The 24,991-nt window shown below is 64.5% G+C and carries 29 protein-coding genes and 1 pseudogene; 20 read left to right on the top strand and 10 right to left on the bottom strand.

All coding sequences use genetic code 11. The features are described from left to right. Positions 1-79: 79 nt before the first annotated feature. The 4 genes and pseudogenes from PD284_RS17645 (at position 80) to PD284_RS17630 (ending at position 3,481) form a co-directional block, all read left to right on the top strand. Positions 80-598 carry a sigma-70 family RNA polymerase sigma factor gene (locus tag PD284_RS17645; protein ID WP_274629464.1) on the top strand — a complete coding sequence of 173 codons (519 nt, stop codon included), beginning with the start codon at positions 80-82 and terminating at the stop codon, positions 596-598. Then, complete coding sequence (locus PD284_RS17640) at positions 595-1,380, top strand: anti-sigma factor family protein (RefSeq protein ID WP_274629463.1); 786 nt, start codon at positions 595-597, stop codon at positions 1,378-1,380. Before PD284_RS17645 ends, PD284_RS17640 begins: the two co-directional genes overlap by 4 nt. A 174-nt stretch (positions 1,381-1,554) precedes the next feature. Continuing rightward, complete coding sequence (locus PD284_RS17635) at positions 1,555-2,022, top strand: GNAT family N-acetyltransferase (protein WP_274629462.1); 468 nt, start codon at positions 1,555-1,557, stop codon at positions 2,020-2,022. Then, positions 2,019-3,481, top strand: a pseudogene (locus PD284_RS17630) (RimK family protein). The gene PD284_RS17635 and the pseudogene PD284_RS17630 overlap by 4 nt, the downstream one beginning before the upstream one ends. 12 nt (positions 3,482-3,493) lie before the next feature. Here the strand turns inward: PD284_RS17630 and PD284_RS17625 are convergent. Together PD284_RS17625 and ygfZ are read right to left on the bottom strand one after the other, a co-directional pair. Continuing rightward, positions 3,494-4,126, bottom strand: a complete 633-nt coding sequence (locus tag PD284_RS17625; RefSeq protein WP_274630681.1) for an HD family hydrolase — start codon at positions 4,124-4,126, stop codon at positions 3,494-3,496. Next, positions 4,123-5,001, bottom strand: a complete 879-nt coding sequence (gene ygfZ, locus PD284_RS17620) for a CAF17-like 4Fe-4S cluster assembly/insertion protein YgfZ (RefSeq protein WP_274629461.1) — start codon at positions 4,999-5,001, stop codon at positions 4,123-4,125. Before ygfZ ends, PD284_RS17625 begins: the two co-directional genes overlap by 4 nt. Before the next feature lie 68 nt (positions 5,002-5,069). On the opposite strand from ygfZ, the gene PD284_RS17615 reads away from it, so the two are divergent. After that, complete coding sequence (locus PD284_RS17615; protein WP_274629460.1) at positions 5,070-6,401, top strand: dihydroorotase; 1,332 nt, start codon at positions 5,070-5,072, stop codon at positions 6,399-6,401. Between the two features lie 84 nt (positions 6,402-6,485). Here the strand turns inward: PD284_RS17615 and PD284_RS17610 are convergent, their stop codons facing one another. From PD284_RS17610 to PD284_RS17595, 4 genes are all read right to left on the bottom strand, one after another. Continuing rightward, positions 6,486-7,286, bottom strand: coding sequence for a superantigen-like protein SSL4 (locus PD284_RS17610; RefSeq protein WP_274629459.1), 801 nt, complete (start codon positions 7,284-7,286; stop codon positions 6,486-6,488). 75 nt (positions 7,287-7,361) lie between these two features. Then, positions 7,362-7,625 carry a hypothetical protein gene (locus PD284_RS17605; protein ID WP_274629458.1) on the bottom strand — a complete coding sequence of 88 codons (264 nt, stop codon included), beginning with the start codon at positions 7,623-7,625 and terminating at the stop codon, positions 7,362-7,364. Between the two features lie 131 nt (positions 7,626-7,756). Next, entirely contained in the window at positions 7,757-8,125 is a 369-nt protein-coding gene (locus PD284_RS17600) for a TIGR02301 family protein (RefSeq protein WP_274629457.1), read from the bottom strand. Positions 8,126-8,149: 24 nt separating this feature from the next. Next, positions 8,150-8,584: an NUDIX hydrolase gene (locus PD284_RS17595; protein ID WP_274629456.1), complete on the bottom strand. Its 435-nt coding sequence runs from the start codon at positions 8,582-8,584 to the stop codon at positions 8,150-8,152. A 142-nt stretch (positions 8,585-8,726) separates the two neighbouring features. Between PD284_RS17595 and PD284_RS17590 the strand changes: the two genes are divergently transcribed. Continuing rightward, on the top strand, positions 8,727-9,488 hold the full coding sequence (locus PD284_RS17590) for an SOS response-associated peptidase (protein WP_274629455.1): 762 nt from the start codon (positions 8,727-8,729) through the stop codon (positions 9,486-9,488). 28 nt (positions 9,489-9,516) lie between these two features. On the opposite strand, the gene PD284_RS17585 is transcribed toward PD284_RS17590, so the two are convergent. Then, a complete protein-coding gene (locus PD284_RS17585; protein ID WP_274629454.1) occupies positions 9,517-9,663 on the bottom strand; it encodes a transcriptional regulator in 147 nt (48 codons plus the stop codon). Positions 9,664-9,780: 117 nt separating this feature from the next. Beyond that, positions 9,781-10,002 (bottom strand): hypothetical protein, encoded by a 222-nt coding sequence (locus PD284_RS17580; protein WP_274629453.1) that lies wholly within the window; start codon positions 10,000-10,002, stop codon positions 9,781-9,783. 59 nt (positions 10,003-10,061) lie between these two features. Here PD284_RS17580 and cysS point away from each other — a divergent pair, with 59 nt between their 5' ends. The 9 genes from cysS (at position 10,062) to PD284_RS17535 (ending at position 17,733) form a co-directional block, all read left to right on the top strand. Then, positions 10,062-11,522: a cysteine--tRNA ligase gene (cysS, locus tag PD284_RS17575; RefSeq protein ID WP_274629452.1), complete on the top strand. Its 1,461-nt coding sequence runs from the start codon at positions 10,062-10,064 to the stop codon at positions 11,520-11,522. A gap of 84 nt (positions 11,523-11,606) precedes the next feature. After that, positions 11,607-11,999, top strand: coding sequence for a VOC family protein (locus PD284_RS17570; protein ID WP_274629451.1), 393 nt, complete (start codon positions 11,607-11,609; stop codon positions 11,997-11,999). Further along, a complete protein-coding gene (locus tag PD284_RS17565; RefSeq protein WP_274630680.1) occupies positions 11,999-12,490 on the top strand; it encodes a GFA family protein in 492 nt (163 codons plus the stop codon). The genes PD284_RS17570 and PD284_RS17565 overlap by 1 nt, the downstream gene beginning before the upstream one ends. Then, positions 12,487-12,951, top strand: a complete 465-nt coding sequence (locus PD284_RS17560; protein WP_274629450.1) for a GFA family protein — start codon at positions 12,487-12,489, stop codon at positions 12,949-12,951. The genes PD284_RS17565 and PD284_RS17560 overlap by 4 nt, the downstream gene beginning before the upstream one ends. Then, positions 12,948-13,427: a GFA family protein gene (locus PD284_RS17555; RefSeq protein WP_274629449.1), complete on the top strand. Its 480-nt coding sequence runs from the start codon at positions 12,948-12,950 to the stop codon at positions 13,425-13,427. Before PD284_RS17560 ends, PD284_RS17555 begins: the two co-directional genes overlap by 4 nt. Beyond that, positions 13,424-14,383, top strand: coding sequence for a prolyl aminopeptidase (gene pip / locus PD284_RS17550; protein ID WP_274629448.1), 960 nt, complete (start codon positions 13,424-13,426; stop codon positions 14,381-14,383). Before PD284_RS17555 ends, pip begins: the two co-directional genes overlap by 4 nt. Beyond that, positions 14,380-16,026: a citramalate synthase gene (cimA, locus tag PD284_RS17545; protein ID WP_274629447.1), complete on the top strand. Its 1,647-nt coding sequence runs from the start codon at positions 14,380-14,382 to the stop codon at positions 16,024-16,026. Before pip ends, cimA begins: the two co-directional genes overlap by 4 nt. Positions 16,027-16,116: 90 nt before the next feature. Next, positions 16,117-17,034, top strand: a complete 918-nt coding sequence (gene rarD, locus PD284_RS17540) for an EamA family transporter RarD (RefSeq protein WP_274629446.1) — start codon at positions 16,117-16,119, stop codon at positions 17,032-17,034. A 12-nt stretch (positions 17,035-17,046) separates the two neighbouring features. Further along, positions 17,047-17,733, top strand: a complete 687-nt coding sequence (locus tag PD284_RS17535) for a glutathione S-transferase (protein WP_274629445.1) — start codon at positions 17,047-17,049, stop codon at positions 17,731-17,733. 3 nt (positions 17,734-17,736) lie between these two features. Here the strand turns inward: PD284_RS17535 and PD284_RS17530 are convergent, their stop codons facing one another. Continuing rightward, the gene (locus PD284_RS17530) at positions 17,737-18,348 is read right to left on the bottom strand and encodes an LOG family protein (protein ID WP_274629444.1); all 612 of its coding nucleotides are present in this window, start codon (positions 18,346-18,348) and stop codon (positions 17,737-17,739) included. A 110-nt stretch (positions 18,349-18,458) separates the two neighbouring features. Between PD284_RS17530 and PD284_RS17525 the strand changes: the two genes are divergently transcribed. The 5 genes from PD284_RS17525 (at position 18,459) to PD284_RS17505 (ending at position 24,270) form a co-directional block, all read left to right on the top strand. Beyond that, a complete protein-coding gene (locus tag PD284_RS17525; RefSeq protein ID WP_274629443.1) occupies positions 18,459-20,213 on the top strand; it encodes a LysM peptidoglycan-binding domain-containing protein in 1,755 nt (584 codons plus the stop codon). Between the two features lie 52 nt (positions 20,214-20,265). After that, complete coding sequence (locus PD284_RS17520; protein ID WP_274629442.1) at positions 20,266-20,610, top strand: ArsR/SmtB family transcription factor; 345 nt, start codon at positions 20,266-20,268, stop codon at positions 20,608-20,610. A 2-nt stretch (positions 20,611-20,612) separates the two neighbouring features. Then, the gene (locus PD284_RS17515) at positions 20,613-22,499 is read left to right on the top strand and encodes an ABCB family ABC transporter ATP-binding protein/permease (RefSeq protein WP_274629441.1); all 1,887 of its coding nucleotides are present in this window, start codon (positions 20,613-20,615) and stop codon (positions 22,497-22,499) included. A gap of 229 nt (positions 22,500-22,728) precedes the next feature. Beyond that, positions 22,729-23,427, top strand: a complete 699-nt coding sequence (locus PD284_RS17510) for a phosphatidylserine decarboxylase (protein WP_274629440.1) — start codon at positions 22,729-22,731, stop codon at positions 23,425-23,427. Between the two features lie 9 nt (positions 23,428-23,436). Continuing rightward, a complete protein-coding gene (locus tag PD284_RS17505) occupies positions 23,437-24,270 on the top strand; it encodes a CDP-alcohol phosphatidyltransferase family protein (protein WP_274629439.1) in 834 nt (277 codons plus the stop codon). Positions 24,271-24,343: 73 nt separating this feature from the next. Here the strand turns inward: PD284_RS17505 and PD284_RS17500 are convergent, their stop codons facing one another. Further along, entirely contained in the window at positions 24,344-24,970 is a 627-nt protein-coding gene (locus PD284_RS17500; protein WP_274629438.1) for a hypothetical protein, read from the bottom strand. Between the last annotated feature and the right edge of the window lie 21 nt (positions 24,971-24,991).

Genomic DNA, 24,991 nt, shown 5'->3' with positions numbered 1-24,991 from the left:
GGGTCAATTTCGTTGATCTTTCCCGGGGAATAAATTCTGCTCGGCGGGCGTTGAACGACCGGTATGTGACAAGACACAAATGGACGACAGGAAGTCGGCAATCCTCTCGGAGATACCGCGCCTGCGCCGCTATGCGCGGGCGTTGTTGCGTGAGCGCGACAAGGCCGACGACCTGGTTCAGGACACGCTCGAGCGGGCTTTGGGCCGCATGGACAATTGGCGTACGGGCGAAAACCCGCGCCGGTGGCTGTTTACGATTATGCATCATTTATTCGTCGACCAGATGAGGAAGGTGTCGCGCCGGGGCGAGCAGGCGATGCTGCCGCTCGATTCCAATGAAGCGCTGGCGCAGCCGGCGACACAGTTCGACAGTGTCGCCACGCTGGACATAATCGACGCCCTGCAGTCCATCTCGCCCGAGCGTCGCGCCGCCCTGCTGATCGTCGGGGTCGAAGGGTTCTCATATGCCGAAGCCGCGAACGTCCTCGGCATTCCCGCCGGCACGCTCATGTCGCGCATCGCGCGCGGTCGGGACGAGCTTCGCGGTCTTCTCGACGACGCGGCCCGCCGTCGCGCCATCAAGGTCGTCGAGAAATGACCAGGCGCGATTTCACCGAGCAGGACGCCCATCTTGCGCTGGACGGTGAGATGCCGCCGGAGGAGCGGGGCAGCTTCGACGCGTGGCTCGAGTCCAATCCCGAGATGAAGGCGCGTAGCGCACGCTTTGCGGCTGATCGCGCCCGCCTGCAGGACGCGCTTGGACCCATCGCGGAAGAAGCGGTGCCAGAGCGCCTACAGCGCCTGCTGGACGCCGATGCGCGGAGGCCGCGCCAGTGGCTGGCGCTTCGTCACCTGGCCGCCGCCGTCCTGATCTTCGCCGCCGGCGCTGCGGCGGGGTACGGGTTCGGCCTCTGGAAGCAGCCGCTCGCCTTGCACGACCGGGCGTTCGCGGAAAACGCCATCCAGGCGCATGTCATGTACGCCGCGGAAAAGCTTCACGTGGTCGAGGTCAAGGCTGACCAGCGCGACCATCTGCTCGGCTGGCTGTCCAAGCGAGTGGGCGTGCATCTGGTGGCGCCGGACCTGTCGCCGCAGGGTTATGATTTGATCGGCGGCCGCCTGCTGCCCGATCAAGGCAAGGCGGCGGCCCAGTTCATGTATCAGAATCCGTCCGGAGAGCGTGTGTCGCTCTATGTCACACGCGAGAAGGGCCGTGCCCAGACCGGCTTCAAGTCCAGGGTGGAGGGGGATACGCGGGCATTCTACTGGATGGACGAGGACTATGGCTGCGCGATCGCGGGTGCGGCGCCGGAGCAGGCGCTGCTTTCCATGGCGGATGCGGCCTACCGTCAGCTGCTCGCGGCGGAGATGCCGAAATAGGGCACCGCCCGCCTCCGGATCCTCCGGTAATCCTCTCTTGCAGTTGACAGCGCGGTGACGCCAGACACAATTCAGCCCGATTCCGGGCGCGAAAGCGCAACGGGGTAGGGACACGACGATTCGCTTGGGTTCGTCGGTCTCAGCGGTTGTTCGATCGAGCATCTCCACGAAAGCATGTCAGCTGCCATCCGCGCCGGCCGCATGACCGATCTCGACGCCCTGCTGGCGATCGAGCATCGCGCCTTTTCGGGCGACCGGATCTCCCGTCGCTCCTTCCGAAGGTTCCTGGAGCGCCACAGCTGCAGCCTTCTGGTCGCCGACTGGGGCGACTGTCTGGTCGGGTACGCGCTCGTGCTGTTTCGCCGCGGAAACGCCGCGGCGCGGCTCTACTCGCTGGCTGCGGATGCATCCCCGCCCATATCGGGCGTCGGACGGCTGCTCCTCGTCGCCGCCGAGCAGGAGGCGCACGCACGTGGCGCATCCGGAATGCGGCTTGAGGTCCGCGCCGACAATGCGCGCGCCATCTCGCTCTACGAGAGGTCCGGCTACCGACGCATCGGACACAAGGCCGACTACTATGCCGATGGCGAAGCGGCGCTGCGCTTTCTTAAACCTCTGGACGGACGAATCGACCGCACATGAGCTGGGTCATCATCACCGGCCGGCAGACCGACCTCAGTCAGGTCGACACGCCGCACAAGATCATCACCAGCCGGGACTACCTGGCGCATCCCGGCCTGTTTAGCGGCCAGCGGCCCAAGGTGATCAACCTGTCCAACCGCTACGACTACCAGAGCCGGGGCTATTATGCCTCGCTGCTGGCGGGGTCCCGCGGCCACAAGGTCATTCCCTCGGTCGAGACCATGATCGACCTGTCGGAGCCGAAGCTCTACGAGAACGCGCTGCCGGAGCTGGAAACCGCCCTGAACAAGTGCCGCAAGGATCTCGGCGGCTCATTTCCGGAGAAGGTCGCCGTCTTCTTCGGCATCGGACCGTCAAAGGCCTGGGACCGCTTCGCCAGGCTGCTCTTCGACTGGTTTCGTGCGCCTGCCCTCGAGGTGACGATCAGCGACAAGGCGGGCTGGGCTTCGATCAGGAGGATCGGCTTCCTGTCCCTGCTGCGGATGACGCCGGACGAGAAGAAGCGATTTCTCGCCGGCCTCGAGACCTACACAAGCCGCGAGTGGCGCGATTCACGGGCGCGGACGCCGGCCCGCTACACCTTCGCGACGCTTGTCGATCCACAAGAGACCCTGCCGCCATCGCCGATCTCCTCGCTGCGTCACTGGTCGCGGATCGCCGAGAAGATGGGGGTCGAGGTCGAGCCGATCGGGCGCAAGGACCTCGCGAAGCTAGCCAACTACGACGCCCTCTTCATTCGAGAGACCACATCGATCTCCAACCACACCTACCGCTTCGCCCGCCGCGCGGAACAGGAAGGCATGCCGGTCATCGATGACCCTCTGTCGATGATCCGGTGCACCAACAAGGTCTATCTCAACGAACTGATGACCTACAACAAGGTTCCCGTTCCCCCGACCGTGATGATTGCGGGTCCATCCGATCTACAACTTGCCGCCGACACTTGGGCTTTCCACTGGTGCTCAAGATCCCGGACAGTTCGTTCTCGCGCGGCGTGAAGAAGGTTTCGAGTCTCGAAGAGCTGAAGACCCTCGCCGCACGCTGGATGGAGGATTCCGACCTGCTGATCGCCCAGAAATTCATCCCGACCGAATTCGACTGGCGCATCGGCGTGCTTGGCGGGCAGCCGCTTTTTGCCGTCCAGTACCTGATGGCGAAGAAGCACTGGCAGATCGTCAACCACAAGGCCAACGGCAAGTGGCAAGAGGGCGGCTTCCGGATCTTCAGGTTGAAGGAATCTCCGCGGGAGGTGATCGATACCGCTGTCCGCGCCGCACGATGCATCGGCGACGGTCTTTACGGCGTTGACCTAAAGGAGACTGCGGACGGTATCTTCGTCATCGAAGTGAACGACAACCCCAATCTCGAGCATGGCTGCGAGGACGGCGGCGAGAAGGACGAGGTGTGGGTCCGGCTCACCCAGTGGTTCCTGGACCGGCTGGAGCGGCAGGGCCGTTGAGCTTTCGCGTCCTCAGCCAGCCTGCCGGGCAACCTGCGACCGCTCGCCCTCGATCTGGTCGAAGCGCCGGGTGAAGGCGCTCTCGGTCAGTTTGACCGGCATCGGCGTCAGGTCGTCCTCGCAGAGCGCTATGCCGGCCGGCCGGCCGAAGAACCTCGTCGCCTCGCTTACCGAGAAACCGGCGAGCAAGGTGGCTTCGAAGTAGGCGGCGACGCGATCAGCGCGCTTGATCTCCTTCCTGAGCCTGTCGCCGACGCGCGCGTCCAGCGAGAAGCGGAGGTGAATCGCCCGTTGCAGCCGCTCCTCGACAAGCTTGTAGCCGCCCCCGACGACCGCTTTGAAGGGGGAGATCATGTCGCCGATCACATATTCGGGCGCGTCGTGGAGCAGTGCGACGAGTCGTTCTTCCGGGGTGGCGTTGGGCCGGCGGCGGCAAAAGATATCTTCCACGAGCAGGGAATGCTGCGCCACCGAAAATGCGTGATCGCCCACGGTCTGCCCGTTCCAACGGGCGACGCGCGCCAGTCCGTGGGCGATATCGCCGATCTCCACGTCCAGCGGCGAGGGATCGAGCAGGTCCAGCCGCCGTCCCGACAGCATCCTCTGCCAGGCGCGGAGCGGCGCGTCTTCGCGTTCAGCCATCAGGCGTCTTCCGCCTTTGCCGCCTGCGGATAGGTGAATTTCGCCCAGGCAGGGATGGAGGGCGACACGGCAACTTCCCCGGCGAGAATGGGCGTGCCGGCATCGAGCGCTTCTTTGATCCGGTCGATGCGGACGATCGCCAGGGCTTTTGCGTCGTCGACGCTGCCAAGCGCGCCCACCTCGCGTCCGTTGGCCGTTATTGGGGTTCCGCTTGCGGGCAGGGGGCTGTCCCCCGTCATGATCAGCGCGCGGCGGCGAGCGGTGCCGCGGTGCTGCATGCGCGACACGACTTCCTGGCCGACATAGCAGCCCTTTCGAAGGCCGATGCCTCCGGTTTCGTCCAGAAGCACATCATGCGGGAAGGCGTCCCCGAGCCCGTAGTCGGTCCCGCTTTCGGCGATCCCATGTTCGATGCGAAGACGCGTCCAGGCGTTTGCATCGTCCGTTGCTTGGGCGCCGGACGCGTAGGTGCGAATCACGCTGACGTCGCGAAAGCGAGTATCGACCACCATCTCGCCCGCTGTCAGAGGACTTGAATCATTTTCTGAGGCGCCGGAATCATTGTCCCAGGAAACGATCACATCGGCTTGATCCAGCTTGGAAACTTCAGCCTTGGCACGCAGCCGGTAGAGGATCAGGCGCCTGACGAGATCGTCCGCCACATCTGCCCGAACATCGATCCGAAGGGCGTTCTCGCCAGCGCGCGATATGAGGAAGTCGAACAGGATCTTGCCCTGGGGCGCGAGCAGCGCGCCTGGTTTCAGATCCTTGTCCTTCAAGGCGTCGAGATCGGTGGTGATCACGTTCTGGAGGAGATGCTCGGCATCTGGGCCGGCGACGTTGATGATGGCGCGATCCGTGAGCCGAACGGTGGGCATGGAATAAGTCCTGCGCTTGCAATGGAGCCGGCCATTACGTAAGCCGCGGCATCTCTGGGAGCAAGGTCATGCCGGAAACCTACGATCTCATCCTGACGGGCGGCACGGTCGTCAATCATGACGGCGCGGGCGTCCGCGACGTCGGCGTCAGAAATGGCCGCATCGCGCGGCTGGGGAATCTCGGGGCGGCGTCTGCCGGCGAGACCATCGACTGCACCGGCCTGCATATCCTGCCCGGCGTCGTCGACAGCCAGGTTCATTTCCGAGAACCCGGCATGGAGCACAAGGAAGACCTGGAGACGGGCTCGCGCGCTGCCGTGCTGGGTGGTGTCACCGCCGTCTTCGAGATGCCGAACACCAACCCCCTGACGACCAGCGAGGATGCGCTCGCGGACAAGGTACGACGTGCGAGCAACCGCATGCATTGCGATTTCGCCTTCTGGGTCGGCGGCACCCGCGACAATGCGCAGGACGTGGCGGAGTTGGAGCGGCTGCCCGGGGCTGCCGGCATCAAGGTTTTCATGGGGTCGTCCACCGGCGATCTGCTGGTCGAGGACGACGAGGGCGTGGCGTCGATCCTGCGCAATACGCGGCGGCGCGCCGCCTTCCACTCAGAAGACGAGTTCCGCCTACGCGAGCGGCTCGGCGAGCGCGTCGAGGGCAATCCGTCGTCGCATCCCGTCTGGCGTGATGAAATCGCGGCGCTTCGGTGCACCGAGCGTCTCGTGCGCATCGCCCGCGAGAGCCGCGCGCGAATCCACGTCCTGCACATCTCCACGGCGGAGGAGATCGCCTTCCTCGAGCGCCACAAGGACGTCGCGAGCTGCGAGGCGACGCCACACCACCTCACGCTGACGGCGGACGACTACGCGGCGCTCGGCAACCTGATCCAGATGAACCCGCCGGTGCGCGCCGCCCGCCACCGCGACGGCATCTGGAGTGGAATTTCGCAAGGCGTCATCGATGTGCTCGGCTCCGACCATGCGCCGCATACGCTGGAGGAGAAGGCAAAGCCGTACCCTGCGTCGCCCTCCGGCATGACTGGCGTGCAGACGCTGGTGCCGATCATGCTCGACCATGTGAATGCCGGCCGCCTGACCATCGAGCGGTTCGTCGACCTGTCGAGCCATGGTCCGCAACGGCTCTTCGGCATGGCGCGAAAGGGCCGCATTGCAGCGGGCTACGACGCGGACTTGACCATCGTGGACCTGAAGCGGCAGGAGGTCATCACCAACGAGCAGGCCGGCTCGCGCGCGGGCTGGACGCCGTATCACGGCCGCAAGGTCACCGGCTGGCCGGTCGGCACGATCATCCGCGGCGCCCGTGTGATGTGGGAAGGCGAAATCGTCACGCCGGGGCAGGGGCAGCCGGTGGCCTTTGCCGAAGCGCTGCAGCCGTAGGCGGCGACACGCCTCGTCCGAGCAAACACAAGGTTAGGATCACCCGCATCAACGAAATCCTAAAGGCCGCCAAACTTTGAGCCTTCAGTCTCCGGCGATGAAGAACGACCACTTGCCGTCGGGCGTGATGCCGACACGGTAGAAGATGTAGGCGCCGTAGGTTTTCATGTCCTCGTAGTCGCCGGCTGTGACAATCTTGAACAGCTCGACGCGTTGCGGAGCGGTCAGGTGGTCAAGCGGAATGGCGAAGAAATACGGCCAGACGTAGAAATCGTTCGCCGTACCTGGCTCCATGTGCACATAACCAGCCGAGAGCACTTCCTCGATGATGGCGAGGATTTCCTGTCCTTGCTCGTCGCCTGACAGTTCCTGCAGATACTTGATCGGGTCGCCGTCGATGCCGCCGAGCGACAGCTGCGTCTGTGCGTCGCCCAAGCCGATCAGCGGACGCAGCTTCTCGATGTCGCCGCTCCTGGCCGCGTCGAGGATCAGGCTTCGCGTCCTCTGAACAGGCTCTGGCAGCGTGCTCAGGTCGTACTGGATTTCGGGAAGCGGCCCGTCGGCCTCCGATCCGGCGTTGTCCGCATCGGGCGCCTGCTGGTCGCCTGGCGTCTGTTCCTGAGCCGGCGCCTGGTCTTCCGGAAACTCGGAGCTGGGCGTGGCCGGGTTGATCGGATCGGGCAGGGGAACCGTTTCGTCAGCCCCAGGGGTAGCCTCGGGCTGGGTGGTCGGCGGCGGGATCTGCTCGCGCTGGATCTCGCTCAGGGAATGAGCCGTCGTCGTGCTGGCCCCGTAGGATGCGATGGCAAGACCGAGGCCGCAGGCAATCGACACCAAGGCGTGCAGGTGATTGCTTTCGCGCCGACTGCGCACATGCAGGTTCATCGATCGCATACTCCGAACTCGCGACTCTCCGATCGAATTCGGACCATACACGATTGAGGGAGGTGTGAGCGTCGCTTAGTGACGCAGACGCTGCGGTTCAAAGTCCCCTGCGATCACTTTTTCCCGCATGCGATCAATCAGCAACAGTGCTGCCCGTTCTCCATTGCTGCGAAGCAACTCGGAGAACGCCGTCGCGAGGGCGGCTTCCGCGACAATTTCCGCCTCGATGCCGGCGCAGATGCTCTCCGCCCAGGCTTCTTCATGGCTTTCGATTGCTGTGAGGCGCTTCTCTTCGCGAACAAGTGCGGCCAGTTCGCTGGCGTTAGGCTCGACACTCATTTTGTCACCCTTCCATGCCCCAGGGTCCCGAATCGGGTCAATTCGAGCGATCCCCTTAATGTCCCATTAACACTTCTAGCACGATCGCGCGCAGGCGCATCCCCGACCTTGGCATAAAAGTTAACAGTGTCCTAATTGCCATAGCGCGTCGCCACGTCTCGCGCCAGAGCCTCGCCTTCCTTCATGTAGCGGCGGATCGACTCGACAGCGGACGACGTGCATGTCGAATAGACGGTCTCGAACGACCGGTAGCCGCGATTGAAGCTGGCAACGAACTTTGCCTTCCTCGCTTCGCTTGGCCGCTCGGTCTCCAGCAGTTGCTCCATCTCCTTGCGCCAGGCGTCGCCCGATTCGCCGCAGAGGTTGCGCAGGTAGTGGAGGGAACCCAGCACCTCGGCAAGCCGTAGCAGGTCCTGCTCATAGGCCGCTTCGACCGCGGCCGCCGGCTTCGCCGCGGTGAGGCCCACCAGAACTGCCAGGATGATCGAAGTGCGCGCCATAAACCTTTGTCGCGAATGAATTTGTCAGCGCGATGGCGCGGCTGAAGGAGAGAGCAGTTCCTCCACGATCTCGATGACGGAATCGGTCAACGGCAGGCGCCTAGCTTGCTCGAGTGTGAAAAAATCCGCCTCGGCGGCGTCGTCCCCGACCAGAAGGGCGCCGCGGGGGTCTTGGCCGCGGAATACGGTCAGCCGGTAGGCATGCGGTGAGGCGCCGCCCTCGGCGGGAATGGAAATGGCAACGATCGGGGCAATGCCGCCCACCTCTAGCCCGGTTTCTTCGCGAAGTTCGCGTCGGGCAGCCTCCTCGAGGTTCTCGCCATGCTCCACCTTTCCGCCTGGAAAAGCATAGAGGCCTTGCGCCGGCGGCCGCCCGCGCTTGACCAGAAGCACTTTGCCGCGCTCGGTGACTGCGACGGATACCGCCGGGATTTCGGCGCATGTCGGTCGTATGTCCATCTTCACCGTCCCCTGTTCAGCCGCGGCAACCAATTCAAGAATCGGCCGCCCATTGCCGACACCGCTCGAATCCCCAACATAAGGGCGGACCGGCGCGCCGCACAGGCGGCCCTCATACATTTTGCAGCAAGGCATCCGTTCCATGTGCGGCCGTTTCGCCCTCGACCTCACCCCGGAAGACATCGTCGCGCTGTTCCGCGTCGCCGATGTCATGCCGTTTCCGCCCCGCTACAACATTCCGCCGACGGAGCCGATCATGATGGTCATCCGTGACCATCCGCGCCCTCCTGGCTCCAATCTTCCGGAGAACCGTGTGGTTCTGGTTCGCTGGGGCTTCATTCCCGCCTGGGCGAAGGATCCGAAACAACTTCCGCTGCTCATCAATGCAAGGTCGGAGACCGCCGCCGCGAAAAACACGTTCAAGGCGGCGATGCGCCATAGGCGGACGCTGGTGCCCGCTTCGGGATTCTATGAATGGAAGCGTGATGGTGCGAAGCGGTCGCAGCCCTATTGGGTACGTCCGCGCGATGGGTCGCCAGTCGCCTTTGCCGGGCTGATGGAGACCTGGGCGGAGCCGGGCGGTTCGGAGATAGATACCGGCGCGATCCTCACTATCGGCTCGAGCGGTGAGCTTGCGGCCATCCACGACCGCGCTCCGGTGGTCGTTCACCCGAAGGATTTTGCGCGCTGGCTCGATTGCCGCAATCAGGAGCCGCGCGACGTCGCCGATCTCATGCAGCCGGCTGATCCCGATTTTTTCGAGGCGATCCCGGTTTCCGACAAGGTCAACAAGGTCGCCAATACCGGCCCGGATCTGCAGCAGCGCGTCGAGCTTCAAAGCCCCGCACCACTGGCGAAGGCCGACCACCGCGTCGACGATGACCGACAGATGAGGCTGCTTTAGGTTTTCCGGCCGCGCCGGAACAGACTTCTCAGGCAGCCTTCGGCTTGAGGTTCGTGCGCTTCCTGGCGTGCAGGAGCGCCGCGACGATCGCAGCCGGTCCGATCGCGCGGTAGTGCTTGGTGAACGCAGCGTATTGTTTTCGCAGGCGTTCTGCTTCGCTTTTTGCCGGAGTCATTTTCTCTTCCCCAAGGTCAATGTGACGCTTATCGGCGCAGATGCCGCCCAAATCCGTCGAAATCGTGACATTGTATGCGGTCTGTCGCCCATGCCCGCGATTCTTCTCCCTACATGTTTAATCAAATCCTACCTGTTGCAGTTCCGCCAGCAGGGCGACGCGAAAAGCCGCGAATGCGTCTTGACGGCAACACCCCGAAACGGCGATAAACCGGCCATGAAAACGCTGACCACCATTTGTGGGATTTGCATTATTGGCTAGCGCTCGCGCTGGTCCGGTCGTTTTCGCCTTCTCTCGACAGATAGACAAAACACGACGGGCCAGCAGGCCGAGCGTCATTGCGCCTCGAATTTGATGTTCTCCGGGCGGCGACGCCCTTTGCGTGACCGGGATTTTGGATGTCCGACAAGGTTCAGAAACTTCGCATCTACAACACGCTGACGCGGACGAAGGAGGACTTTGCTCCCCGCGATCCGAAGAATGTGCGCATGTATGTCTGCGGGCCGACCGTCTACGACTTCGCCCATATCGGCAATGCGCGGCCGGCGATCGTCTTCGATGTGCTGTTCCGCCTGCTCCGCCATCTCTATGGCGAGGATCACGTCACCTACGTTCGCAACATCACGGACTTGGACGACAAGATCAACGCGCGGGCGCTGCGCGACTTCGGCGGCGAGATTGCCGGAGGAACGCTGTCGCTGAACGAGGCTATCCGCCGGGTCACCGAGACGACCAACGACCAGTACCAGAAGGACGTCGCCGCGCTGGGCTGCCTGCCGCCAACGTTCCAGCCGCGCGCCACCGAATTCGTGCTGCCCCGCGCCGACGGCAAGGCGGACATGGCCACCTTGATTCAACGCTTGATCGATCGCCGCCATGCCTATGTTGCGTCAGGCGAAATCCTGTTCGACACGGCGTCGATGGCAGACTACGGGCAACTGTCGAAGCGCAAACTCGACGAGCAGCAGGCCGGTGCTCGCATCGAGGTGGACGCGCACAAGAAGAACCCTGGCGACTTCGTGCTGTGGAAGCAGTCCTCGCCTGAGGAGCCTGGCTGGGACGCGCAATTCCGCGTCCCGGGCGGTGAGGCCGTTGTGATCCGCGGCCGCCCCGGCTGGCACATCGAGTGCTCGGCAATGTCGGCCGCCTATCTTGGCGAGGTTTTCGACATCCATGGCGGCGGGCTCGACCTCATCTTCCCGCACCATGAGAACGAGATCGCCCAGTCGCGCTGCGCGCACGGCACCGAGGTGATGGCGAACTACTGGATGCACAACGGCTTCCTGCAGGTCGAAGGCCGCAAGATGTCGAAGAGCGAAGGAAACTTCGTCACCATCCACGAACTGCTCGAGACGGAAAAATTCGGCGGCCGCAAATGGCCGGGCGAGGTGCTGCGGCTGGCGATGCTGATGACGCACTACCGCGAGCCGATCGATTTTTCCGTGCGCAAGCTCGAGGAGGCGGAGAACACGCTTCGCAAGTGGAAGCGCGCTGCAGACTTGGCCGGCGACGACGGGCAGGTCGAGGAAGATGTTATAGCGGCGCTGAGCGACGACCTCGGCGCATATGTGGCATTCCAGGTACTCACCCAGCTTGCTGCGGAAGCGCCCGAATCCGCTCAGACGGCCGGCTCCCTCAAGGCGAGCCTCGCATTCCTTGGTTTTGACGTGACCAGTGCGGGGGTGGACGAGGTCGCCATCGGAGGTCGGATTACCGAACGTCTGCGCTTGATTGCTGCCAGGAACTGGCCGGAAGCCGACCGCATCCGTGATGAGCTTCTGGCGCAGGGCATCCAGCTCAAGGACGGCAAGGACCCTGCCACCGGCGAGCGGGTGACCACGTGGGAGGTTAAGAGGTGAGGGGATCAGCACGCGCGCCGCTCCGCAGCGCTCGTTCGATGCTATGTTGAGCCAGGTTTTGGATCTTTAGGAGGAGCCACGCCCATGATCGACCACGTCGGCATATCCGTTTCCGACTTCGCAAAGTCCAAGACTTTCTACGACAAGGCGTTCGCTCCGTTGGGCGCGTCGCTGCTCTTCATGGTGCCGGAGCAACATACCGGCGGCGTCAAGGTGGGCGGCTACGGGCGCACGAAGCCCGACTTCTGGCTGCACGAGAGGAGTGACGCCGGACCGGGGCGTCACTACGCCTTCACCGCCAACAGCCGCGCCGAAGTCGACGCTTTTCATGCTGCGGCGATCGCCGCCGGAGGCAGGGACAACGGCGCGCCAGGTCCGCGGCCGCACTACCACAAGGACTATTACGGCGCATTCGTCTTCGACCCCGACGGCAACAACATCGAGGCGGTCTGCCACAAGCCGGAGGCCGGCGCATGATGAGCCTCGACAACCGACCGCACTATTCCGGCGGCTGCCAGTGCGGCGCGGTGCGCTTCCATGTCGAAGGCGCGCTGGGCGACGCGTCCGTATGCCATTGCCGCATGTGCCAGAAGGCCAGCGGCAATTTTTACCTGCCGCTGGTTTCGGTCCGTGGAGCGCACGTCACCTGGACCCGGAGCGAGCCGAAAAGATTCCAGTCGTCGTCGCATTCCCGTCGCGGCTTCTGCGGCGAGTGCGGCACGCCGCTGACCTTCGAGGCGCCCGATGGGATGGCGCTGGCGATCGCGGCGTTCGATCATCCGGAGGAGATCGCGCCGGTGATCCAGTGGGGCGTCGAGGCAAAGCTGCCCTACGTGGACGGCGTCCCTGATCTTCCCGGCAAGGGCACGCTGGAGGACATGGACGCGGGCAGCTACCTGCACGAATTCGTGTCCTACCAGCATCCCGATCACGATACCGACGTCTGGCCGCCGGAGGGACGCAAATGAGTATCACCGGCGGTTGCCAATGCGGCGCCGTGCGTTTCCGGGCCGCCGGGCTCGGACGGGCCTCGATCTGCCATTGCCGCATGTGCCAGAAAGCGTTCGGCTCGTTTTTCGGGCCTCTGGTGACAGCAAAGGGGCTTGAATGGACGCGCGGCGCGCCTTCGCATTTCCAGAGCTCGAACGTCGTCAAACGCGGCTTCTGCGCAAAGTGCGGCACGCCGCTCACCTACGAATACGAGGGCGGCGTCGAGGTAGCCATCGGCGCGCTGGACGAGCCCGCGAAGGCGGGGCCCGTCATCCAGGTCAATCCTGCCGACATGCTGCCTTTCTTCGATCGGCTGCACACGCTCCCGTTCAGGAGGCAGGGCGACAGCCTGGCAGCTGACGAATTCCTGAAATCGGTCATCGGCCATCAGCATCCCGACCATGAAACCGAGACCTGGCCGGAGGAGGCGAGATCATGAGTGAGTACGATGTCAGGACCGGCGGCTGCCAGTGCGGTGCGGTGCGCTTTCGCATCCAAGGCAAGCTCGGCCGCCCCTCGATCTGTCATTGCCGCATGTGCCAGAAACAGTTCGGGTCCTTCTTCGGCGCCTTCGTCACGGCGCCGCGAGATGGTGTGGAATGGACGCGCGAGGAGCCGAGCTGGTTCCAGTCTTCCGTCAACATCGAGCGCGGCTTTTGCCGGCGCTGCGGCACGCCGATGACCTATCGCCATCCGGACGGTCTCGAAATTGCGATCGGCGCCTTCGACGACCGCTCCGATCTCGCGCCTCAGATCCAGGTCAACTATTCGCGGCGTCTTCCCTGGGTGGAACACATCTTCGAAGCGCCCGTGCACGAGGACCCGGACTACTACGTCCGCCAGGAGGCGATCATCTCCTTCCAGCATCCCGACCACGAAACCACGGCCTGGCCGGCCCACGGATTGAAGCTATGAATTCTGACCTGCGTACTCTCTACCCCGAGATCGAGCCGTTCGAGACCGGCATGCTGGACGTCGGCGACGGTCACAGCGTCTACTGGGAACGCTGCGGCACGAAGGGTGCCAAGCCTGCGGTCTTCCTGCATGGCGGGCCGGGCGGCGCGATGTCTCCCCAACATCGCAGGCTGTTCGACCCGAAGCTGTATGACATCACGCTTTTCGACCAGCGGGGCTGCGGAAAATCGACGCCGAACGCGTCGCTGGAGGCCAACACCACATGGCATCTCGTCGCCGACATCGAGCGGTTGCGCGAGAGGGCGGGCGTGGACAAGTGGCTCGTCTTCGGCGGCTCGTGGGGCTCCACGCTCGCGCTTGCCTACGCCGAAAAGCACCCCGATCGCGTCAGTGAACTCGTGGTGCGCGGCATCTATACGCTGACCAGGGCAGAACTCGCCTGGTACTACCAGTTCGGCGTATCCGAGATGTTCCCGGACAAGTGGGAGCGTTTTCAGGCGCCGATCCCGGAGCCCGAGCGCGGCGACATGATGGGCGCCTACCGCAAGCGCCTGGTCGGCTCGGACCGCGCCGCGCAGGTCGAGGCCGCGCTGGCCTGGAGCACGTGGGAGGGCGAGACGATCACGCTGTTGCCCGAACCGGAAACCAGCGACAAGTTCGGCGAGGAGGATTTTGCGGTCGCCTTCGCCCGCATCGAAAACCACTATTTCGTCCACGCCGGCTGGCTGGAGGAGGGGCAACTCATCCGCGAGGCCCACAGGCTGAAAGGCATTCCGGGTGTCATCGTGCACGGCCGTTACGACATGCCGTGCCCGGCGAGATATGCCTGGCAGCTGCACAAGGCATGGCCGGAAGCCGAATTTCACCTCATCGAGGGCGCAGGCCATGCCTACTCCGAACCCGGCATCCTGGACCGGCTGATCAGGGCGACGGACACGTTCGGGGGCAAGCGATGAGCTATGCCACCGCATTGAAGGGGGAGGGTTCTCGCGAGCGCCTCTATCTCTTCGACACCACGCTGCGCGACGGCCAGCAGACCCCCGGCATCGACTTCTCCGTTGAAGACAAGATCGCCATCGCCAAGCTGCTCGACGAATTCGGCATGGATTATGTCGAAGGCGGCTATCCGGGCGCGAACCCGACCGATACCGAATTCTTCAGGCAGAAGCGTACGCAGCGCTCCACCTTCGTTGCTTTCGGCATGACCAAGCGCGCAGGCGTGTCGGCGTCGAACGATCCGGGGTTGGCTGCGCTCGTCCAGTCGAAGTCGGACGCCATCTGCTTCGTCGCGAAGGCCTGGGACTATCACGTCCGGGTCGCGCTCGGCTGCACGAATGAGGAGAACCTCGAATCCATCCACGCTTCGGTGGAGGCGGCGCGCGCCGCCGGGAAGGAGGCGATGGTCGACTGCGAACACTTTTTCGATGGCTACAAGGCGAACCCGGACTATGCGCTGGCCTGCGCCAGGACGGCCTACGAGGCCGGCGCGCGCTGGGTGGTGCTGTGCGACACCAATGGCGGCACGCAGCCCGAGGAGGTGCGTGAGATCGTGGGCGCGGTGATCGCGGCGGGCATTCCCGGCGGGAATCTCGGCATCCATGCTCACGACGACACTGGCCAGGCAATCGCCAATTCACTCGCCGCGGTCGAGGCGGGCGCGCGTCAGCTGCAGGGCACGTTGAACGGCGTCGGCGAACGCTGCGGCAACGCCAACCTCATCACGCTGATTCCGACGCTCGCCCTCAAACCCTATTATTCCACGCGCTTCGATACCGGTGTCTCGGCAGAGGCGCTTGCCGGCATCTCGCGCCTGTCGCGGGCCTTCGACGAACTCCTGAACCGCGCGCCGGAGCCCCAGGCGCCCTATGTCGGGGCGTCCGCCTTCGCCACCAAGGCGGGCATCCACGCCTCCGCACTTCTCAAGGAACCAAAGACCTACGAGCACGTGCCGCCGGAATCGGTCGGCAACCGTCGCAAGGTCATGGTGTCGGACCAGGGCGGCAAGGCCAATTTCATCGCCGAGCTGAATCGGCGCGGCATCGATGTGCCGAAGTCCGATACGCGCCTCGATGCGCTGATCGCAATCGTCAAGGAGCGCGAGGCGCAGGGCTATGCCTATGAGGGTGCGGACGCCAGCTTCGAGCTGCTGGCCCGGCGGATGCTGCATACGGTGCCGGATTTCTTCAATGTCACATCGTTCCGCTGCATGGTCGAACGCCGCTTCGACGCGAATGGCCAGCTGAAGACGGTGTCGGAAGCGATCGTGAAGGTTTTGATCGATGGCGAGGAGAAGATGTCGGTCGCCGAGGGGCACGGTCCGGTGAACGCGCTCGACATCGCGCTGCGCAAGGATCTCGGCAAGTTCCAGCACGAGATCGTTGATCTGGAACTGGCCGACTACAAGGTGCGCATCCTCAACGGCGGCACCGAGGCGATCACCCGCGTGCTTATCGAATCACAGGACGCTACCGGCGCGCGCTGGTGGACCGTCGGCGTTTCCGACAACATCATCGACGCCTCGTTCCAGGCGCTGATGGATTCGATCGTCTACAAACTGATGAAAAACCGGGAGATGGCGGGGCTGGCCGCGGCGGAGTAGCACCCGGCTGTTGGTCCATCACCGGAATTGGTCGATCCATCAGCACTTTGCGATGGAGTTGGTAACACGATCGGCGCATAGGCTTCCGGCATGGACAGCCAGGTTCCGATCCAGCCCGAAACGAATGCCGCCACGCGTGGCTTTCTGTTCGCGCTCGTCGCCTACATGATCTGGGGCGCCCAGCCCGTGTTCATGAAGGCCGTGGCGCACATTCCCGCCGCCGAGGTCGTCGCGCACCGCATTCTCTGGTCGGTGCCGATAGCTGCCGCGGTTCTCTTGATGCTCGGCCGGACGGCCGACCTCAAGACGGCGTTTCGCTCGCCGCGCACCTTGATGATGGCAGGCGTGACGGCTGCGCTGATCACGCTGAACTGGGGCATCTATGTCTGGGCCATCGCCGTGGACCGCACGGTGGAAACGGCGCTCGGCTATTACATCAATCCGCTGGTCAGCGTCGCGATGGGCGCAGCGTTTCTGGGCGAGCGCTTTACCCTGCCGCAGACGATCGCCCTTGTTCTGGCGACAGCCGCGGTCGTCCTGCTGACGGTCGAGTCGGGCGGTCTGCCGTGGGTGTCGCTGTCGCTTGCGCTGACCTTCGCCGTCTATGGCTACCTGCGCAAGACATTGCCGATCGGCCCGAGCCAGGGCTTTTTCCTCGAGGTGCTGATCCTCTGTTTGCCGGCGCTAGGCTACATCGTCTGGCTGCAGGCGCAGGGCGAGGGGCATTTCCTGCCTACCGCGCCGGGCGACATGCTGCTGCTGGTACTGTGCGGGCCCATCACATCGATACCGCTCCTTCTCTATGCATTCGGAGCCAAGCTGCTCCGGCTGTCGACGATCGGGCTCATGCAGTACATCGCGCCGACCATGGTGCTGCTGACCGCGGTGTTCGTCTTCGGCGAGCCGTTCGGCGGCGTGCAGGCCATGGCCTTCGGCCTGATCTGGTTCGCGCTCATCATCTATACGTGGTCGATCTTCTCCGGCAGCAAGTTGCGGCCGGAAAGCTGAGGGGTGTCCCGCATGTACACGCTGCACATCGCCAACAAGAACTATTCGTCATGGTCGCTCAGACCCTGGGTGCTGCTGCGCATGCTCGGCATCCCCTTCGAGGAGCGGCAGACGCCGTTCCCGAGCAGCGGCGGTTTCGAGCTCTATCGGCAGTTCTCGCCCAGCGGCCGCGTACCGTGTTTGGTCGACGACGGCTGGCCGGTCTGGGATTCGCTCGCCATCGTGGAATATCTCGCCGAGCGTCATCCGGATGTCTGGCCGGCCGATGCAAGGGCGCGGGCCTGGGCGCGTTCGGCCGCGGCCGAGATGCACTCGAGCTATGTCGCCCTGCGGGACGTCTGCACTATGAACTGCGGCGTCCGTGTGCGGCTGGGCGAAAGATCGGCGGCGCTGAAGCACGATCTCTTCCGCCTCAACGATCTCTGGAACGACGGCCTGAAGCGCTTCGGCGGGCCCTTCCTGGCCGGCGACCGCTTTACCGCCGTCGATGCGTTCTACGCTCCAGTTGCTTTTCGCGCGCAGACCTACGGCCTCGAATTCGATGGACCGGCCGCGGCCTACCCTTCGCGGCTCCTTGATCTTGTCCCCATGCGGGAATGGTATGAGGCCGCGCTGGCGGAAACTTGGCGCGAGCCGGGGCACGAGGCCGAAGTGGTGCGGGCGGGAGCCATCGTCGCGGATCTGCGCGCGACTGTCTGAACCTCACATCTTCTGGATGACGGAATCGACGCCTTCAGTCGGTTCGCCGGACGCCGAAACGGTTGCAAGCACGGCCGGCACCACGGCTGTCGGTTCGTCCACGACGATCGGCTGCACGAGGTGGCCGGTGTGGATGAAACCCTCGCTGCGCATGTGATCGAGCATCGAGAGCATCGGCGACCAGAAGCCCCTGACGTTGACGAAGACGATCGGCTTGCGGTGGTGGCCGAGTTGGCCCCACGTCATGATCTCGACGATTTCCTCCACCGTCCCGATGCCGCCGGGCAGCGCCACAAAGGCGTCGGATTTTTCGAACATGATATGTTTACGCTGGTGCATGTTCTCGGTCACGACGAGTTCGTCGAGGCGGCCGAGTGCTGCCTCAGTGGCTTCCTTGTTCATCAGGAAGCGCGGTATGATGCCGGTGACCTGGCCGCCCGCCCGTCGCGTGCCGTCGGCGACTGCGCCCATGATGCCCTTGGTGCCTCCACCATACACCAGGCGCAGGCCGGCTTCGCCAATCGAGCGGCCGAGTCGCTGTCCGGCGGCGAGATAGCTGGCATCACGGCCGGGCGAGGAGCCGCAGTAGACGCAGATCGACCGAATCGTGTTCATATCCTGATTGGTGGTCGCGCGCGCGGATCGGTCAAGTCACGTTAGGGCTATTTCTTGTCGGTCGACCAAAAACAGGCTAGATCGGTTGGGCGGCGAAGGGGCAAGCGGGAATGATCAATCCATTGAAGGCGTTGCTGTTCCTGGCGGGCGGAACCGCAGTCGCAGGCGTCGCGGCCTATGCGACGGGCGCGCTGGATCCGCTCTTCAAATCGCCGCCTGCTGCTGTCGCCGAAGCGCCTGAAAAGCCCGCCACCGCGAAGACCGGAGACGAGGCCGCAACAAAGGAGAGCCGTCTCGAAGGCTCGGAAAAGCCGGCCGCGTCGCCGGCGCCGGCCTCTGACCAGGGCGCGCAGGGCGAACAGAAACCGCAGGCGCCTGAAATCGCCGCCATCGATCCGAACAAACCCATCGCCGAAGATGCCGCTCCGCAGCCGGTCGCACCAGCCGACGGATCGCCCGTGCCGACCTTCGATCTTGTTCGCGTCGAGGCCGACGGCTCCATGGTGATCGCTGGCAAGGCGGCCCCGAAGGCAAGGGTAGAGCTGCTCACGGCCGGCGATGCGATCGGTGAGGGGAGGGCAGGCGAAGGCGGCGATTTCGTCATCGTGCTCGACAAGCCGCTTGCGCCCGGCGACTACCAGATCACGATCCGCGCCACCAATCCGCAAGCCGCCGTCGCGTCCACCCAGACTGCGATCGTTTCCATTCCAAAGGAGGCCGGCGGCCAGGTGCTGGCGATGATCGAGGAGCCGGGCAAGCCCAGCGAGATCATCACCGTGCCGCAGCCTGCGCCCTCAGCAACCGCTGCCCAGCCAACCGAACAGAAGCCGGCGGAGGCTGCATCGGAGCAGCCGGCAGGTTCAGACGGCGCTGCCGGTCAGGCGAAGCCAAATGAAAGCGTTGCCCAGGCCGATCCGGCGAAGCCCGCCGAAACGGCGGCCGCCGAACCGACGCCTGCGCAACAGCCGGCCGTTGCGCAGCCGGGTGGCCCGACCCCGGATGTCGCGGTGGAGGCTGTCGAGATCGACGGCCCCAAAGTCTTCGTCGCGGGAAGGGCGCCCGCTGGTTCGAGCGTCCGCGTCTACGCCGGCGAGAGCCCGCTCGGCGAATCGAAGGCGTCCCCGGCGGGGCGGTTCCTCGTCGAGGCGCTCAAGGATCTGCCCGTCGGCAACTACATCGTGCGCGCCGATGTGATCGGGCCCGATGGCGTCCAGGTCATTGCACGGGCGGCGGTTCCTTTCGAGCGGGAGCCGGGCGAGAATATCGCCGCGGTAGCGCCGCCGTCAGATGGCTCGGTCGGGAGCGGCAGCGGCCCTTTCGTCCCTGCACCAGATGCCGCGCCCGCCAACGCTGCCACGCCGGCCGCGGGGGAGGCTCCTTCGAGCGGGGCGCAGGGAACTGCCGCGGCCTCGGCAGACGCACAGCCGTCCGGGAACGCCGGCCAGCAGGAGACGGGCGAATGGCCTGCACCTGCGGTACCCGCACAAGCGCCAGCAGCGACAGGCGAGCCGGCGCCGTCCGGCGCAACCGCGGCGGGAACCGCCGACCAGTCCGCGCCTCCGGCAGCATCTCAGCCCGCCGATGTGGCAGCGGCGGCAACCGCGACGCAGGCGACCGCGCCGGCGTTGCAGCCGGTTGCAAGCGCCGTCATCATCCGACGCGGAGATTCACTCTGGCGGATCTCAAAGCGCGTCTATGGCCGCGGCATTCGCTATTCGACCATCTATCTCGCCAACCAGGATCAGATCCGCGATCCCGATCTGATCTGGCCGGGCCAGGTGTTTAACGTTCCCGGCAAGACCGAAGAGGGCGAAGCGGCCGACATGACCAGGATGGGCGACCAGGCCACGTCGAAATCCGAATGAGGGTGCGACCGCGCTTGCGATAGAACTCTTCATCGTATATCGACGATGAACGATGAATGGAACGAGTGCATCTCAGGACGACTGCTGCGCACCGGTCGCATCCCGTGACGTGTCGCTGAAGCTGGCGGCCCTCTCACACCCCGTCCGCATCGAAATCCTGGCGCGCGTCGCTGGCCTTGGACCTTGTTGCTGCAAGGACGTGGTCGCCTGCCTCGATCTCGCACAGTCGACCGTGTCGCAGCACCTGAAGATCCTGGTGGACGCCGGCCTGCTCAGCTATGCGCCGGACCGTCAGCGTTCCCGCTACGAGATCGACCGCGCCACAATGGCCGAACTTTCCGCTCAGGTGGCGCGTTTTGCGGATGCCTGCTGCCGCCTGCCTAACCCGAAAGCTTGATTGTGACCGCAAAAACCGTATCGGCCGAGTCCGGGTCGACCCTGACGACGTTGCGCAACCTCTGGCCCTACATGTGGCCGGTGGACCGCGCGGATCTGCGTGCACGGGTCGTCTGGGCGACGGTCTTTCTCGTCGTCTCGAAGCTGGTTCTCGTCGCCGTCCCCTATTTCTTCAAATGGGCGACCGATGCGCTGACCGGAAACACCGCCTCGGCGCCGCCGCTGCCGGCCTTCCTCGTCGTACCGGCGGCGCTGGTCATCGCCTACAATGTCGTGCGTCTTATCCAGGCTGGTCTCAACCAGCTGCGCGATGCTCTTTTTGCAAGCGTCGGCCAGTATGCGGTGCGCAAGCTCGCCTACAGGACGTTCGTGCACATGCACGATCTCTCCCTCCGGTTCCACCTGGAACGCCGCACCGGCGGTCTGTCGCGCGTCATCGAGCGCGGGGTGAAGGGTATCGAGGCGATCGTCCGCTTCACCATCCTGAACACGCTGCCGACGGTCATTGAGTTCGCGCTGACGGCCGTCATCTTCGCGGTCGCCTATGGATGGCTCTATGTTGCCGTCATTGCCCTGACCGTGGCGCTCTATACATGGTTCACGGTCTGGGCGAGCGACTGGCGTATCTCCATCCGCCGCGAGATGAACGAATCCGACACCGACGCCAACACCAAGGCGATCGACTCGTTGCTCAACTTCGAGACGGTAAAATACTTCAACAACGAGAAGATGGAGGCTCAGCGCTTCGACCGTTCCATGGCGCGCTACGAGGTCGCTGCGACCAAGACGTGGACCTCGCTCGGCTGGCTGAACTTCGGCCAGGCCGCCATCTTCGGCGCGGGCATGCTGGTCGTGATGCTGATGTCGGCGAGGGAGGTTGCCGCCGGCACGCACACCATCGGCGATTTCGTCTTCGTCAACGCCATGCTGATGCAGCTTTCGGTGCCGCTGAACTTCATCGGCTTCATCTACCGCGAGATCCGGCAGGGGCTGACCGACATCGAGAACATGTTCGACCTGCTCGACGTGAAGCAGGAGGTGGTCGATCGCGCGGACGCGCCGCCGCTGGCGGTCGGACCGGGACGGGTGGAGTTCAGGGACGTTCATTTCGCCTATGACGCGGCGCGGCCGATCCTGCGCGGCGTCAGTTTTGAAGTGCCGGCAGGCAAGACGGTCGCCATCGTGGGTCCGTCGGGCGCCGGCAAGTCGACGATCTCGCGGCTCCTGTTCCGCTTCTACGACATCCAGTCGGGCTCCATTCTGATCGACGGCCAAGACCTCCGCGACGTGACGCAGGAAAGCCTTCGGCGATCGATCGGCATGGTCCCCCAGGACACCGTCCTGTTCAACGACACCATCGCCTACAACATCCGCTACGGGCGACCGGATGCCTCGGAGGCCGACGTTCGGCAGGCGGCCGAACTCGCCCAGATCGCCGGTTTCATCGAGCGGCTGCCGGACGGCTTCAAGTCAATGGTCGGTGAGCGCGGGCTGAAACTGTCAGGCGGCGAGAAACAGCGCGTTGCGATTGCCCGGACCATCCTCAAGGCGCCGCCGATCCTCATCCTGGACGAGGCGACATCAGCCCTCGACACCCACACCGAGCGGGAAATCCAGGCAGCCCTCGATCTTGTCAGCAAGGGACGGACGACGCTGGTGATCGCGCACCGTCTGTCGACAGTGGTTTCGGCCGACGAGATCATTGTGCTGAAGGATGGCGCGATTGCCGAGCGCGGCACGCATCCGCAGCTTCTGGCTGCAAACGGCCTCTATGCGGCCATGTGGAGCCGCCAGCGCGAGGCGACCGAGGCCGAAGAACGGCTGCGCATTGCCCGCGAAGAGGACGAACTGGGCATTGTGGTGCGCCGGCGGACTCCCGAGGTCAGCTGACGACACCCTCGCGGCAGCGAGCCGATTGGCGCTGCCGGCGGCGGAAGCCAGCGCGACATAGGCGACGCAAGACCCAAGCAGACGGCCCGCAGAAACTGGGGTGCTGTCGCGCGCATCCAGGCGTACGAGCTGCTCACCCATTGCCCGACATGATTGCGTAGCGGCTTCGCGTTGCGGTGGGCGGTCGTTTCGTCTAATCAGGCCTCCATTACGGAGCCTGCGACGCGCGATGAGCCTTACCGACACCATCCGGAAGACCTTTGTTCCTATCCACCGCGAAGGTTATCCGTTTATTGCGGCGTTTGCCGTCGCCACGCTGGTTCTGTGGCTCATTTCCGATTATCTGTTCTTCGCCGGCCTGATCCTTACGGCCTGGTGCGTATATTTCTATCGCGATCCGCAGCGGGTGACGCCCGTTGACGACCGGCTCATCATCAGCCCCGCCGACGGCGTGGTGTCATCCGTCGGACCGGCCGTGCCGCCTCAGGAGCTTGGCCTGGGCGACGGAGAGCGGACGCGGATCTCCGTCTTCATGAACGTCTTCTCCTGCCACGTGAACCGGGCCCCGACCCGCGGGCGCATCACCACGATCCAGCATCGGGCCGGAAAATTCCTCAACGCGGAGATGGACAAGGCGAGCTCGGAGAACGAGCGCAACGGCCTTGTCATCGACAGTCCGCACGGTCCTGTCGCTGTCGTTCAGATCGCCGGACTGGTGGCGCGCCGAATCGTCTGCTGGGCGGAGCCTAACGAGAACATCGGCACGGGCGAGCGCTTCGGGCTCATCCGATTCGGATCCCGCGTCGACGTCTATCTTCCGGAGGGCGCGCGTCCGCGCGTGGCGGTAGGGCAGACGGCGGTGGGAGGCGAGACGATCATCGCGGATCTGGACGGCTCGCCGACGCTCCCGCTCTACCGCATCTCGTAGGACCGGCGGATGCCTCGCCCCTTCTCCTCCTTCGAGCCGCATGGCGGCGGCGGTCCGCGCATCCGCGAGATTCCCTTCCGGATGCTCATTCCGAACCTCATCACAGTGCTGGCCATCTGCGCTGGCTTGTCCGGCATTCGACTTGCGTTCGAGGACAGGTTCGAGACCGCGGTCGTGATGGTGTTGATTGCCGCATTTCTTGACGGTATCGACGGGCGCCTGGCCCGCGCGCTCAAGGCTACGTCCCGTTTTGGCGCGCAGATGGATTCGCTCGCCGACATCGTGAACTTCGGCGCTGCCCCTGCGCTGGTGACCTACGCGTTCCTGCTCGACGGCACGGGCCCGTTCGGCTGGATGGCCGCGTTGATCTTCACCATTGCGTGCGGCTTGCGGCTGGCCCGCTTCAACGTATTGGATGAAGACGACGATCGTCCGGCCTGGCAGGCGGAATATTTCGTCGGCGTTCCCGCGCCCGCCGGCGCATTGCTGGTGCTGCTGCCGACATATCTGGTCTTCAACGGCGTGGTGCCCGGTCCGGCCTACGCGTATGGCAGCGTCGTCTTTACCCTGCTGGTGGCGTTGCTCCTGGTGAGCCGACTGCCAGTCTGGTCCGCCAAGACGATGGGCAAGCGCATACCGCGTGATGCGTTCCTGCCGATCATCCTCGGCGTGATGATCTACGTGCTGCTGCTGGTGAACTACCCCTGGGTGACGCTTACCGTGTCGGCGCTTGCCTATCTCGTGTTCCTGCCGTTCAGCGCCCGGGCCTACACATTGCGCTCACGGCGGGAGCAGGCGGCCGAAGTCCAGTTGGATCCGATCAAGCCCTACGAGACGCCTTAGCGCCGGGCCTGATGGCTGTTGCAGAAACAGAAGCCGCGCCGGGGATGTCCTCAGCGGCGCGGCATTGCGCCAGTCAGTTCGCCGCGAAGCAGTAGAACAGGCCGTCGCCGCCCGTGCCCTTGAGCGCTTCCTGACTGCAGCCGCCGCGCGTCGGATGCGACGAGTTCCAGGGTTTCGCGGCATCCGAGTCGTCCAGCCCCATGCGGTCGGAATGACCGACGATCGCCGCGCCGTCCGCGCCGCTCATTGTCCAGTCGCCGCAGGTCTTGTCGCTCTTGGCGCCGTCCGGCATCGTGCCGGTCAGGATGTCGTGCTTGTTTGGCGTGTCGCCGCGGCCGTTGATCACGTTCCCCTTCTCGTCGAGCGCAGTCTGCTTGGTGATGCCGTTGGAAGCGCTGTGCAGCGACGCCACGTCGTCGGCGATCTTCTCGCCCTTGGCGTTGTGCCAGGGCCCCGCGCCGATACGGTCCTTGGCGTCGGTGTCGCTCGTCGAGAGATAGGCGCGCCAGGTCTTGCCGGTGACGCCGGCTGCCTCAGCGAGTTGCGAACAATGCGCATCCGCCCCGGCCAGGCCGCCGAGGTCCGCGCCCTTGCCGCTGCCGGCGCTGGTTACGAAGAAGCTCATCGTCGTGTCCTGCGCTTGCGCCAGGGCCATGCCGCCCGCGAGCAGCGCCGCCGACAGGATGAGTGCACGTTTCATGGTGTTCCTCCGTTTCCGCTT

The sequence above is a fragment of the Mesorhizobium shangrilense genome (genome assembly GCF_028826155.1).
GTDB lineage: Bacteria > Pseudomonadota > Alphaproteobacteria > Rhizobiales > Rhizobiaceae > Arvimicrobium > Arvimicrobium flavum.
This window is presented reverse-complemented; position numbering and strand designations above follow the sequence as displayed.